We start from the raw sequence: 12,016 nt of genomic DNA, 5'->3' as shown, positions 1-12,016 counted from the left end.
GCGGTGACCTGGCGTTGTTCCAGATGCTCAACCGGCTGCTGCTGGAAGCCGAGGACGCTGCCCCGGGCACGGTGCTGGACCGGGACTTCATCGCCGCGAACACGGTCGGGTTCGAGGAGTTTGCGACGCATGTGCGCGGGATCTCCTGGGATCAGGTGCTGTCCGCGACGGGGCTGACTCGGGCCGAGATCGAGGAGACCCTTCGGCGGGTGCTGGCCAGCCGGCGGATCATCGTGTGCTGGGCGATGGGGCTGACCCAGCACCTGCACGGGGTGGCGACGATCCGTGAGGTCGTCAGCTTCCTGCTCCTGCGCGGCAACATCGGTCGGCCCGGGGCCGGGGTATGTCCGGTACGGGGTCACAGCAACGTCCAGGGGGATCGGACGATGGGGATCTGGGAACGCATGCCCCAAGCGTTTCTGGACGCGCTCGGGACGGAATTCGGGTTCACCCCGCCTTCTCGACACGGCTATGACTCGGTCGACGGGGTGCGGGCGATGCGCGACGGGAAGGCGAAGGTGTTCGTCGGCGTGGCCGGCAACTTCGTGCGCGCGATGTCGGACAGCACGGTCACCGAGGCCGCGCTGCGCTCGTGTCGGCTGACCGTGCAGATCTCCACCAAGCTCAACCGCTCCCACACGGTCTGTGGGGAGACGGCGTTGATCCTGCCGACGCTGGGACGCAGCGACCGGGACGTCCAGGCTGGTGGTGAGCAGTTCGTGACGGTGGAGGACTCGATGAGCGAAGTGCACGCCACCCGAGGCCGGCTCGCACCGGCCTCGCCGGATCTGTTGAGCGAGGTAGCGATCATAGGCCGGATCGCTCGGCGCACCATGGGGGAGGACAACGCGGTCCCGTGGGAGGAGTTCGAGGGCGACTACGGCCTGATCCGGGACCGGATCTCCCGGGTCGTTCCCGGGTTCGAGGACTTCAACACCCGGGTGGCCCGACCTGGTGGGTTCCGGCTGCCGAACCCGGTCAACAGCGGTGTCTTTCCGACTCCCAGTGGCAAGGCCGTCTTCACCCGCAACGACTTCGTCGATCTCCAGGCACCGCCGGGTCACCTGGTCCTGCAGACCCTGCGGTCCCACGACCAGTGGAACACGATCCCGTACGCCGACAACGACCGCTACCGGGGCATCCACAATGGACGGCGGGTGGTGTTGGTCAACCCCGACGACCTGGCCGACCTCGGCCTGACCGACCGCGACCTGGTCGACATCGTCAGCGTGTGGACCGACGGCACCGAACGACGAGCCGAAGGGTTCCGGGTGGTCGCCTACCCCGCTGCACGCGGCTCGGCGGCGTCCTACTATCCCGAGACCAACGTGCTCGTCCCGCTCGACAGCGTGGCCGAGATCAGCAACACCCCTGCATCCAAGGGCGTCATCGTACGGCTCGAGCCGGCCGGGAGCATGTGACTTGGCGGGCGGCCGGCCATGCGTCTACTGGTCTGCGCTCTGTCAGCGATAACGGACCCAGAATGTAAAGAGTCGTGCCGAATCTAGTCCCACGCAAGTCCCACGGTGCTTGGAAATCGAAGCGGCCCCTGACCGTGTTAATGCAGGTCAGGGGCCGAATTCGAAGTGGTGGACGATACTGGGTTTGAACCAGTGACCTCTTCCGTGTCAAGGAAGCGCGCTACCGCTGCGCCAATCGTCCGTGGTTATTCAGTTATATCAGGGTGGTGCTTCGAGGTGGGTACGGGATTTGAACCCGTGTACACGGATTTGCAGTCCGTTGCCTCGCCTCTCGGCCAACCCACCGCTGGAGGCAATGCCTCCGGTGGAGACCTACTCCGAGCGGACGACGAGGCTCGAACTCGCGACCTCAACCTTGGCAAGGTTGCGCTCTACCAACTGAGCTACGTCCGCTTGCTGCTTCAGGCCCGGTTTCCCGTGCCCTTGGCGACGAGAAGAACATTATCGGAGCCGCTGCCGGAGGCCAAATCCGGGGTCACCTGCGTGTCATTCACCTGTCATCTCGAGGATCACTCCGGCGCGCTTTCCCCGCTCTGACCAGGGACGTTTTAGAGTTGCCGCATGCGCGCGTGGATCGATGGTCAGCTTCTCGACAACCCTGCCGCCCCGGCGGTCTCCATCAGAGACCACGGTCTGGTGGTCGGCGACGGCGTCTTCGAGACGCTCAAGGTGATCAAGGACCAGCCGTTCGCGCTCGCCCTTCACCTCGACCGCCTCGAGCGCTCCGCGAGCGGCCTCGGCCTGCCCACCCTCGACCGCGGACTAGTCACCAAAGGGGTGGAGGCCGTGCTCGGGGCGACCCCGACGGCGTACGGACGGCTGCGGATCACCGTCACGGGCGGGCCGGCCCCGTTCGGGTCCGGGCGCGCGGACGTGGCGCCCACGATCATCATCGGCCTCGAGGACGCGGAGCCCAACCCGACGGAGACCAAGGTCGTCAGCGTGCCGTGGCGCCGCAACGAGCACGGCGCGACGACCGGCCTGAAGACGACGTCGTACGCCGAGAATGTCATCGCCCTCGCCGAGGCCCATGAGCACGGGGCCAGCGAGGCGATCTTCGCCAACACCGTGGGGGATCTGTGCGAGGGCACCGGGAGCAACATCTTCTACGTGCTCGATGGCGCGCTCAAGACTCCGACGCTCTCCAGCGGTCCGCTCGCCGGGATCACCCGCGCCCTGGTGCTGGAGTGGTTCGGTGCCGAGGAGACCGACGAGCCCTTGGCCGAGGTCGAGGAGTACGCCACGGAGGTCTTCCTCACCTCCAGCCTGCGCGACGTCCAGGCTGTGACCGAGTGGGGCACGCGCACCCTCCCGCACGGCCCGGTCACCCAGGCGGCGCAGGAGGCGTGGCGTACGAACGAGCCGAGCCTGCTCGGCCTCTGACCTGACTGACGCCGGGCTCAGCCCGTGAAGAGCTGCGCCGCGCGGCGCAGCGTCTCGATGACGCCGTAGGCCAGCGGGATCCCGACCAGCGCCCAGGCGGCGACGATCTTGGGGTTCATGCTGCGCTCCTCTCGGTCTCGGTGGAGTCGACGGACTTCGGCTCGTGGAACCGGTCCGGAACCTGGTGCACCAGCAGGTTGGCGATGAAGCCGACCGCGAGGACGCCGACCATGGTCAGCAGAGCCGGCCGGTAGGCGGCGGCGGTGAGCGTGCCGGGCTCACCCTGCGCGTCGAGGAAGGCGTTGATGATGAGCGGTCCGGCGATGCCCGCGGCCGACCAGGCGGTCAGCAGCCGGCCGTGGATGGCGCCGACCTGGAAGGTGCCGAAGAGGTCGCGCAGGTAGGCGGGGACGGTGGCGAAGCCGCCGCCGTAGAAGGACAGGATCACGACGGCGAGCAGCACGAACAGTGCCATCGAGGTGTCACCGATGGTCGCCAGCAGGAGATAGAGCACCAGTCCGACGCCGAGATACATCATGTAGATCGGCTTGCGACCGATGACGTCGGAGGTCGAGGACCAGATGAACCGGCCGCTCATGTTGGCGATCGAGAGCAGTCCGACGAAGCCGCCGGCCGCGACCGCGCTGACGGAGGAGACCCCGTCGGTGCGGAAGAAGTCCTGGATCATCGGAGCCGCCTGCTCGAGGATGCCGATCCCGGCGGTGACGTTGCAGAAGAGCACGATCCACACCAGCCAGAACGACCGCGTCCTGATCGCGTTGTTGGCCGAGACGCTCGCCGTGGTGACGAGCTTCTTCTCCTTCACGCTGGCCGGGTCCCAGCCCGCCGGCGTCCAGCCTTCGGGTGGGACGCGGACCGTGGCGGCGCCGAAGGACATGAAGACCAGGTAGAGCACGCCGAGGGTCAGGAAGAGCATCATCACCGCGTGGCCGTCGGGAACGGTGCTGGCATCACCGGTGTAGGACGGGTCGTAGAGCGCCAGCAGCCGGCCGCTCAGCGGGCTGGCGATCATCGCGCCGCCGCCGAAGCCCATGATCGCCATGCCCGTGGCCAGGCCCGGCCGGTCCGGGAACCACTTGATCAGCGTGGATACGGGCGAGATGTAGCCGATCCCGAGTCCGATACCGCCGATGACGCCGTAGCCGAGGTAGACCAGCCACAGCTGGCCAGTGCCGATGCCGAGGGCTCCGATGAAGAAGCCGGAGGACCAGAAGATCGCGGCCGCGGTCATCGCCGCACGCGGTCCGTTGCGGTCGACCCAGGTGCCCATCACCGCCGCCGAAAGGCCGAGCATCACGATCGCGATCGAGAAGATCACCCCGATCGCGGTCTGGCTCGTGTCGAAGTGCTCGACCAGGGCGGTCTTGTAGACGCTGGTGGCGTACACCTGGCCGATGCAGAGATGGACGGCGAGGGCGGCGGGCGGGATGAGCCAGCGACTGAAGCCGGGACCGGCCACCGTTCGCTCGCGAGAAAGGAAAGCTGGCAGCACTGTGACCTCCGAGGTGGTGGTGCGGGTGACGCACATCACTACCACAGTTGACGTGGCAACGGCCAGCGATTGCTTCCGGCCAGCGAAATGAACGAACCCTCCAGCCCCGGGGAGTCCGGGACGGGAGGGTTCGTGAACGAATGAGCAGGCGGGCGGAGTGCCTACTCAGCGTCGAAGGAGCTGTCCAGCAGGTCTGCGATCAGCGCGTCGAGATCCAGGTGCTGGCTCTCGGAGCCGACCGGGACGGCCGAGAAGGACTTGCCGAGGAACATCTGCACCTCGCGCGAGTCGGCGGTCGCGATCAGGCGGCCGTCAGGGGAGCTGAAGTCGAAGACGGCGACGGCCTTCGCGTCCTCGTCGATGCTGGGGTAGATCTTCACGTCGCCCTCACCGGCGGGGGCGGCCAGGCCCTGCAGCATCAGCGTGCGGGACACGACCCACTCGACGTCACCGGCGCCGGAGTGGAAGGTCAGGCTCACTGCGTACGGGTCGTTCTCGCGGTAGCCGAGGGTCGTCGGCACCTCGACGGTCCGGCCCCAAGGGTCCAGGCACGAGATCTTGATGTCCTGCTGCACTGCCGGGTGCTTGATGTCGCTCATTCGTCCGCTCCTTCTTGGTGGTCTTGCCAAGGAGACGGAGACGTACGCGGCTGATGATGCCGTTTCTACGAACTTTCTGAATCGAGTTGTCGAGACCTGTGTCACACCTGCGCGAGAGCGGCTTCCAGACGGGCGACGGGGGAAGCCAGGTTGTACGTCGCGGCCAGCTCGTGCAGGCGTGCCGGGTCGGCCGGAGCGCTCGGCAGAGCGGTGCCAGTGCGGTCCAGCGGGATGTCCCGAGCGACCGCCACGACCTTCGGCGCGACGGCCAGATAGTCGACGGCGTCGATGAACTTCTGCCGCTGCGCCTTGGTGATCGGGGTGGTCGGGTCGGCGACGGCGGCGATGATCCCCTCGAGGTCCCCGTACTGCTCGAGCAGCTTGGCAGCCGTCTTCTCGCCGACGCCCTTCACGCCCGGCAGCCCGTCCGAGGTGTCGCCGCGCATGGTGGCGAAGTCTGCGTACTGCCCGGCGCTGATGCCGTACTTGGCGAGCACCCACTTCTCGTCGACCAGATCCGGGTCGCTCACGCCCCGGGTCGGGTAGAGGATGCGTACGCCGGCAGCGTCGTCGACGAGCTGGAAGAGGTCGCGGTCGCCGGTCACGACGTCGACCGGCATCCCCGCGCCGGTCGCGAGGGTGCCGATCACGTCGTCGGCCTCGTAGCCGTCGGCGCCGATGACGCAGATCCCGGCCGCGGCGAGCACCTCGCGGATGATCGGCACCTGCACCTGCAGCGGGTCGGGGACCTCCTCGACGTCGGGCGCCGTCTCCAGTTCCTCCACCACCCGGTGCGACTTGTAGGACGGGATCAGGTCGACCCGCCACTGTGGTCGCCAGTCGTTGTCCCAGCAGCACACCAGGTCGGTGGGGGAGTAGTCGTTGACCAGCCGGGAGATGAACTCCAGCAGACCACGGACGGCATTGACCGGAGTGCCGTCCTCGGCTCGGATGTCGGGCACGCCGAAGTAGGCGCGGAAGTAGAGCGACGCGGTGTCCAGCAGGAGCATTCGAGGTTCAGCCACGAGTGAAGCCTAGTGAATGGCCCGCGTCGTGTCGGCTGGGTCGGACGAGAGTCGCTGCGCGAGCCAGATCGGCGCGACCGAGACGACGATCATGACGACCGCCACCACGTTGACGATCGGCGCCTGACCGGGGCGGAACAGGTTGGTCAGGATCCAGACCGGAAGCGTGGTGACGCCAGGGCCCGCGGCGAAGGTCGTCACGATGATCTCGTCGAAGCTGAGCGCGAACGCCAGCAGCCCGCCGGCCAGCAGCGCCGAACGCAGCTGGGGGAGCGTGACCAGCCGGAACGTGGTCCACATCCCCGCCCCCAGGTCGGCGGAGGCCTCCTCGAGGTTGCCGCCCATCCGCCGCAACCGCGCCTGCACGTTGTTGAAGACGGTCACGATGCAGAAGGTCGCGTGGGCCACCACGAGCGTGAAAAACCCCAGACGTACGCCGAGGATCGAGGAGAACGCGTTGGACAGCGCGATACCGGTGACGATGCCGGGCAGGGCGATCGGGAGCACCACCAGCAGGTTGACGGTGTCCCTCCCGAAGAAGGAGTAGCGCTGCATCGCCAGGCCGAGCAGGGTGCCGAGGAGGAGCGCCATCACGGTCGCGCACGCGGCCACCGTCAGTGAGGTGAGGATCGCGTCGTGGGCTCCCGGGTTGACCGCCGCCCGCTGCCACCACTGGGTGGTGAAGCCGCTGGGCGGCCAGGTCAGCGCCTGGGAGGTGTTGAACGAGTTCACCACGACCAGGGCGAGCGGTGCGTACAGCATGGCGAGCACCAGGGCGGTGATCACGGCGAGCAGGCGCCGGGTCGATCTCGAGATGGTCATAGGTTCTCCAGAGCTCCGGTGCGGCGTACCAACGCCAGGTAGATCATGATCACGACGATCGGGATCAGCGCGATCGCGGCAGCCAGCGGCAGGTTGGACCCCGAGTTGATGAAGACGAGGTTGCCGAGCATCTGGTTCGCGCCGCCGACGATGTTGACCGTGATGTAGTCGCCCATGGTGAGCGAGAACGAGAAGATCGAGCCCGCCACCAGTCCCGGGACGACCAGCGGCAGCACCACCGTGCGGAACGTCAGCGCGGGCCGGGCGCCGAGATCGCCGGCGGCGTCGAGCAGCGAGTCCGGGACCCGTTCATAGGCCGCGTAGACGGGCAGGATGACGTACGGAAGCCAGATGTACGCCTGGGTGAGCACGATCGCGGTGAGGCCGAATCCCGGGGTACCGAGACCGACCAGGCCGCCGGCCCAGTCCAGCAGTCCGCCGTTGGACAGCAGCGAGCGCCAGGCGAGCGCCTTGACGAGGTAGGACGCCCACAGCGGCGTCAGGAACGCGATCACCAGCAGGTGGCGTGAGCGCCGCGAGGCGACCTTGGCCATGTAGAAGCCGACCGGCAGCGCGATCAGGCAGTCGATGAGCGTCACCAGGAGCGCCACGCCGATGGTGCGCAGCGTGACGGTCCGGTAGAGCGCCTGACCGGTGATCTCACGGATGTTGTCGAGGGTGAAGGTGCGCTCGAGCTCGTTGGTGAAGGAGTCGATTGTCCAGAAGGCCGTCACCAGGAGCGCGGCGAGGGCGACGACGTAGACGAGCACCAGCCAGGTGAGGGGTGCGGCCAGCAGGAGGCCGAGGCGGAACCCCGGCCTCCTGCTGAGCGTGCTGCTGACAGAGCTCAAGGTCACCCCTTGATCTCTGCCCAGGCCTTGGTCCAGTCCTGGTAGTCGGTGCACTTCACGTCGGTCCGGCCGTCCAGGCACTTCTCGATCGGCGTGTTCCAGAACCAGATCTTCTCGGCGTACTCCTCATCGCCGGCGTGGAAGGTCTCGCAGTGGCCCTCGGAGGCGAACTCGCAGGCCTTGTCCGAGTTGGGCGCCTCGCCGAAGTACTCCGTCGCCTGGGCGTTGATCTCCGGGTCGGAGATGTGGTTGAGCCAGGCGTAGGCGCAGTTGGGGGACTTCGCGTTCGAGGAGATCATCCAGGTGTCGTTCCACCCGGTCGCGCCCTCGGAGGGGAGGATCGCCTCGACCGAGGCCTTCTTCGGGTCGATCAGGTTGGCGATCACCTGCCAGGTGGTGCCGACCACGGTGTCGCCGGTCTCGAAGGATGCCTGCGTCTTGGTGTAGTCCGACCAGTACTCACCGACGGAGGCCCGCTGCGACTTGAGCAGGTCGACGGCCGCGGCGAGCTGCTTCTCGTCGAGCGAGTAGGGGTTCTCGATCCCCAGGTCGGGCTGGTGCGCCATCAGGTAGACCGCGGCGTCGGCGATGTAGATCGGTGAGTCGTACGCGGTGACCTGGCCCTTGTGCTTCGGCGCGTCCTCGAAGACCGCCTTCCAGGACGTCGGGGCCGGCGTGACGTCCTTGGTGTTGTACATCAGCAGGTTCGCGCCGTAGCCGTGCGGGATGCCGTAGTTCTTGTCGTCCACGGTGTTCCACTCGCGGTCCTTGAGGAAGTCGTAGATGCCCTCGTAGTTGGGGATCAGGTCGGTGTTCACCTCGGCCGCCTCGCCCGCCGCGATCATGCGCAGGGTGAGGTCGCCGGAGGCGGCCACGACGTCGTACTCACCCGACTTGGCCAGGTTGAAGGCCTCGTCCGAGGTGCCGTAGACCTTCGCGGTGACCTGACAGCCGGTCTCCTCCTCGAAGCCGGAGACCCAGTCGACCTCGGGGTCGGTCGAGCCGTCCTCGACGTAGCCGGGCCAGGCCAGGATCGAGACCTCGCCCTCGTTCTCGCCGAGCTTCTCGATCGCTCCGGTCGAGGAGTCGCCGTCGTCGCCGCCACAGGCGCTCAGCGTGATCAGTGACAGGGCCGCGATGGCGCCCCCGATGGTGTGTCTGGTTCGGATGTTTCGCATGGTCAACCTCTCTGGTGTTCTCTGGCTCATCGGTGTTGCACGGCACGGGACGAATCGGTGCCCAGGGGGACCAGGTCGCCCGGCGACCAGGAGGCGACCACGCGGTCGCCCCGAGACTCTGGTTCGGAGGCATCCGGGTGCAGCGAGCCACGGCTCTGCTCGAGGGCGATCAGCCTGGTGCCGTCCTCGAGCTCGATGTGGACCCGGTGCCCGGTGCCGATGTAGATGGACTCGGTGATCACGCCGGCGGCGGTCATCGCGCCGAGCGGGGCGCTCGCGGTCTCCGGAGACAGCAGGATCTTCTCGGGCCGTAGCGCGAAGGCGCCGTCCATCTTCAGCATCCGCTTCGACGCCTGTTCGTCGAAGACGTTGGAGGTACCGACGAAGTCGGCGACGTACTGCGAGGTGGGCCGCTCGTAGATCTCCTTCGGCGTGCCCAGCTGCACGATCTGGCCGCTGTCGAAGACCGCGATCCGGTCGCTGAGAGTGAGCGCCTCCTCCTGGTCGTGGGTGACGAACACGAAGGTGATCCCCAGCTCGCGCTGGATCTGCTTGAGCTCGACCTGCATCTGCTCACGGAGCTTGAGGTCGAGGGCCCCGAGCGGCTCGTCGAGGAGAAGCACCCGAGGACGTACGACGATGGCGCGAGCCAGCGCCACCCGCTGCCGCTGACCTCCGGACAGCTCGGTCGGCTTCCGGCTCGCGACGTGGCCGAGGCGAACCATCTCCAGCGCCTCGCGTGCCCGGGCGCTGCGCTCGGCCTTCGGGACGCCGCGCACGCGCAGGCCGTACGCGACGTTCTCGAGCACGTTGAAGTGCGGGAAGAGCGCGTAGTCCTGGAAGACGGTGGTGACGTCGCGGTCGAAGGGCGCCAGGGTGGTGACGTCCTCGCTGCCGAGGCGGATCGTGCCGGAGTCGGCGTGCTCGAAGCCTGCGATCAGGCGGAGCACCGTCGTCTTCCCGGAGCCGGAAGGCCCGAGCATCGAGAAGAACTCACCATCGCCGATGGTCAGGTCGAGGGCGTCGACAGCCAGCACATCGCCGTACGCCTTGGTCACAGCTTCGAGCTGGATCTGCGGAGATTCGGTCGGTCCCATTGCTGAATCATATGGAACCAGATCTTAGATTTTAAAGGGTATCTGCGTAAGTTCTTTGTAAACCCACTCGAAGGAGGAGCCCGATCGTGGCCAACGCCCGTGCGATGACCTCGCGCGCCCGGTCGGCGATCTTCGCGCCGATCGGCGACGAAGGCAGAGCCGTACGTGTCGAGAACCGACTGGCGGAGGCGATCCGCTCCGGCGTGCTCGCCGACGGCGACCGGCTCCCGAGCGAGCAGGAGCTCGCCCAGATGCTGGGTGTAGCGACCGTGACCGCCCGGGAGGCGCTGGTGTCACTGCGGGCACAGGGCCTGGTCGTGACGACCCGAGGCCGCGGCGGCGGCTCGTTCGTGCGCGCTCCCGATCCCGGCGACGTCGTGAAGGGGCGGCTCGCCACCATGTCGCGGGTGGAGCTGCGGGACCGGGCGAGTCTCTATCAGGTCGTGCTGACCGGCTGTGCGGAGCTCGCGGCCGAACGAGCGGCCCCTGACGAGGTCGAGGACCTCCAGGACCTGCTGATCCCGATGGGCGAGGACGACGTAGGCCGGTGGCGCGATGCGGAGAGCGAGCTCTATCTCTCCGTGGCGGCGCTGACCCAGTCGGCGCGCCTCACCCGGGAGGTGGTGCGGCAGGAGGCCGACTTCGGTACGTTGCTGCGAGTGCCGCTGAGCGAGTCGGACTTCCGTCAGGCATCCGCCGCGCGGCATCGGGCGCTCGTCGCCGCGCTGGAGATGGGCGATGTCGCTGCGGCGCGGGGGAGCGTACGCGACCACGTGACCCACGCCGTTGAACGTCTGACCGAGATCCATGAGGTGGTACGACCGTGAACACCGATGTGTCGGCCGACTGTGCCGTCCGGATCGAACAGCATTTCGGTTCCATCCTCATCGAGCTCGAGCGGGTGCGCGCCGAGGTCGGCGCGCTCTTCGCGGCGGGACCGGTCACCTCGGACGAGCTGATCGCGCAGGTCGAGACGGGGACGCTGGCGTTCCTCGAGGACCCGATCCTGCTGGGTGGCGGATTCGTCGTCGCGCCGAACGCGCTCGTCGACCGGCGGCTCTACCTGGCCTGGTGGCAGGGTGCCGGCCGCGACTTCCTCGGGGACGCAGTGGTGCCGGCGACGGGCGAGGTCCTCGACTACACCCGCCAGCCCTGGTTCCGGATCCCGGCGTGCACCGGAGCGCTGCACCTCGCCGGGCCCTACGTCGACTTCGTCTGCACCGACGAGTACGTCATGACCACGACGCTGCCGGTCTACGCGGGCGGGCGGATGGTCGGCGTCGCCGGCGCCGACACCTCGGTCGAGACGCTGGAGCGGATGCTGCTGCCCGGCCTGCGCGATGTCGGTGCCACGCTGGTCAGCTCGCACGGCCGGGTCGTCGTCTCCGCCGACCCGCACCTGGCCACCGGCGAGGTCGTGAACGCCGTCCGCGACGAGGCCGTCGACGGGCGGTTGCTGTCGGTCGTCCAGCCTTCTGCGGACGGTCACGGCGAGTTGAAGACGCTCGCCGGATGGCCCTGCTGAAGCCGGAAATCTTTCGACATCAACTACTTTTTTGGACGTTGCGGCGGAGATATTGCTGTTATGGGTACGCTGTCGCCGTGACTGCACCTGAGATCGAGGCCACCGACCGTAAAATCCTCCAGCTTCTTGCGGAGGACGGCCGGATGTCCTACACGGACCTGGGCAAGGCGACCGGCCTGTCGACCTCGGCTGTGCACCAGCGCGTCAAGCGGCTCGAGCAGCGTGGTCTCATCACCGGCTACGGCGCCACCGTCAACTACGCCGCGATCGGGGTGCCGCTGACCGCGTTCGTCGCGGTGCAGCCGATGGACCCCTCACAGCCCGACGACTGCCCCGAGCGGGTCGCCGACCTCCACGAGGTCGAGGCATGCTGGTCCATCGCAGGCGTCGAGTCCTACATGCTCAAGGTGCGCGTCGCCACGCCCGAGGCGCTCGAGGAGCTGCTCGGCCGGATCCGCTCGGTCGCCAACGTGTCCACGCGCACCACGATCGCGATGTACACCTACTACGAGAACCGCCCCACCATGACGCACTGAGACCCG

The 12,016-nt window shown here is 67.6% G+C and carries 13 protein-coding genes and 3 tRNA genes; 5 read left to right on the top strand and 11 right to left on the bottom strand.

Annotated features, from left to right (window positions below; all coding sequences use genetic code 11):
• Window positions 1-1,421: molybdopterin dinucleotide binding domain-containing protein (locus ABTX24_RS28875; protein WP_350844566.1), on the top strand; the 1,421-nt coding region annotated here is incomplete at its 5' end.
• Between the two features lie 166 nt (window positions 1,422-1,587).
• On the opposite strand, the gene ABTX24_RS28870 is transcribed toward ABTX24_RS28875, so the two are convergent.
• The 3 genes from ABTX24_RS28870 to ABTX24_RS28860 form a co-directional block, all read right to left on the bottom strand.
• Window positions 1,588-1,662: transfer RNA gene (locus ABTX24_RS28870), tRNA-Val, on the bottom strand.
• A gap of 33 nt (window positions 1,663-1,695) precedes the next feature.
• Window positions 1,696-1,766, bottom strand: a tRNA-Cys gene (locus ABTX24_RS28865).
• 35 nt (window positions 1,767-1,801) lie between these two features.
• Window positions 1,802-1,874, bottom strand: a tRNA-Gly gene (locus ABTX24_RS28860).
• A 168-nt stretch (window positions 1,875-2,042) separates the two neighbouring features.
• Here ABTX24_RS28860 and ABTX24_RS28855 point away from each other — a divergent pair.
• Window positions 2,043-2,864: an aminotransferase class IV gene (locus ABTX24_RS28855; protein WP_350844564.1), complete on the top strand. Its 822-nt coding sequence runs from the start codon at window positions 2,043-2,045 to the stop codon at window positions 2,862-2,864.
• A 17-nt stretch (window positions 2,865-2,881) separates the two neighbouring features.
• Here ABTX24_RS28855 and ABTX24_RS29690 read toward each other — a convergent pair whose 3' ends face one another.
• From ABTX24_RS29690 to ABTX24_RS28820, 8 genes are all read right to left on the bottom strand, one after another.
• Window positions 2,882-2,983: an MFS transporter small subunit gene (locus tag ABTX24_RS29690; RefSeq protein ID WP_457164354.1), complete on the bottom strand. Its 102-nt coding sequence runs from the start codon at window positions 2,981-2,983 to the stop codon at window positions 2,882-2,884.
• Window positions 2,980-4,344 carry an OFA family MFS transporter gene (locus ABTX24_RS28850; RefSeq protein ID WP_350844562.1) on the bottom strand — a complete coding sequence of 455 codons (1,365 nt, stop codon included), beginning with the start codon at window positions 4,342-4,344 and terminating at the stop codon, window positions 2,980-2,982. The genes ABTX24_RS29690 and ABTX24_RS28850 overlap by 4 nt, the downstream gene beginning before the upstream one ends.
• 194 nt (window positions 4,345-4,538) lie before the next feature.
• Complete coding sequence (locus ABTX24_RS28845) at window positions 4,539-4,976, bottom strand: SsgA family sporulation/cell division regulator (protein WP_160023473.1); 438 nt, start codon at window positions 4,974-4,976, stop codon at window positions 4,539-4,541.
• Between the two features lie 101 nt (window positions 4,977-5,077).
• The gene (locus ABTX24_RS28840) at window positions 5,078-5,986 is read right to left on the bottom strand and encodes a 5'-3' exonuclease (protein WP_350844570.1); all 909 of its coding nucleotides are present in this window, start codon (window positions 5,984-5,986) and stop codon (window positions 5,078-5,080) included.
• A 24-nt stretch (window positions 5,987-6,010) separates the two neighbouring features.
• On the bottom strand, window positions 6,011-6,823 hold the full coding sequence (locus ABTX24_RS28835; protein ID WP_160023475.1) for an ABC transporter permease: 813 nt from the start codon (window positions 6,821-6,823) through the stop codon (window positions 6,011-6,013).
• The gene (locus ABTX24_RS28830) at window positions 6,820-7,680 is read right to left on the bottom strand and encodes an ABC transporter permease (protein ID WP_350844560.1); all 861 of its coding nucleotides are present in this window, start codon (window positions 7,678-7,680) and stop codon (window positions 6,820-6,822) included. The genes ABTX24_RS28835 and ABTX24_RS28830 overlap by 4 nt, the downstream gene beginning before the upstream one ends.
• Window positions 7,677-8,852: an extracellular solute-binding protein gene (locus tag ABTX24_RS28825; RefSeq protein ID WP_350844558.1), complete on the bottom strand. Its 1,176-nt coding sequence runs from the start codon at window positions 8,850-8,852 to the stop codon at window positions 7,677-7,679. The genes ABTX24_RS28830 and ABTX24_RS28825 overlap by 4 nt, the downstream gene beginning before the upstream one ends.
• Window positions 8,853-8,878: 26 nt before the next feature.
• Window positions 8,879-9,949, bottom strand: coding sequence for an ABC transporter ATP-binding protein (locus ABTX24_RS28820; protein ID WP_350844556.1), 1,071 nt, complete (start codon window positions 9,947-9,949; stop codon window positions 8,879-8,881).
• Window positions 9,950-10,035: 86 nt separating this feature from the next.
• On the opposite strand from ABTX24_RS28820, the gene ABTX24_RS28815 reads away from it, so the two are divergent.
• The 3 genes from ABTX24_RS28815 to ABTX24_RS28805 all read left to right on the top strand — a co-directional run bounded on the left by ABTX24_RS28815 (window position 10,036) and on the right by ABTX24_RS28805 (window position 12,010).
• Window positions 10,036-10,776 (top strand): FadR/GntR family transcriptional regulator, encoded by a 741-nt coding sequence (locus ABTX24_RS28815; protein WP_350844554.1) that lies wholly within the window; start codon window positions 10,036-10,038, stop codon window positions 10,774-10,776.
• On the top strand, window positions 10,773-11,474 hold the full coding sequence (locus ABTX24_RS28810; protein ID WP_350844552.1) for a cache domain-containing protein: 702 nt from the start codon (window positions 10,773-10,775) through the stop codon (window positions 11,472-11,474). The genes ABTX24_RS28815 and ABTX24_RS28810 overlap by 4 nt, the downstream gene beginning before the upstream one ends.
• Window positions 11,475-11,551: 77 nt before the next feature.
• Window positions 11,552-12,010, top strand: a complete 459-nt coding sequence (locus ABTX24_RS28805) for an Lrp/AsnC family transcriptional regulator (protein WP_457164359.1) — start codon at window positions 11,552-11,554, stop codon at window positions 12,008-12,010.
• Window positions 12,011-12,016 lie beyond the last annotated feature (6 nt).

This window comes from Nocardioides sp. NPDC127514 (assembly GCF_040302125.1).
Taxonomy (GTDB): domain Bacteria; phylum Actinomycetota; class Actinomycetes; order Propionibacteriales; family Nocardioidaceae; genus Nocardioides.
This window is presented reverse-complemented; position numbering and strand designations above follow the sequence as displayed.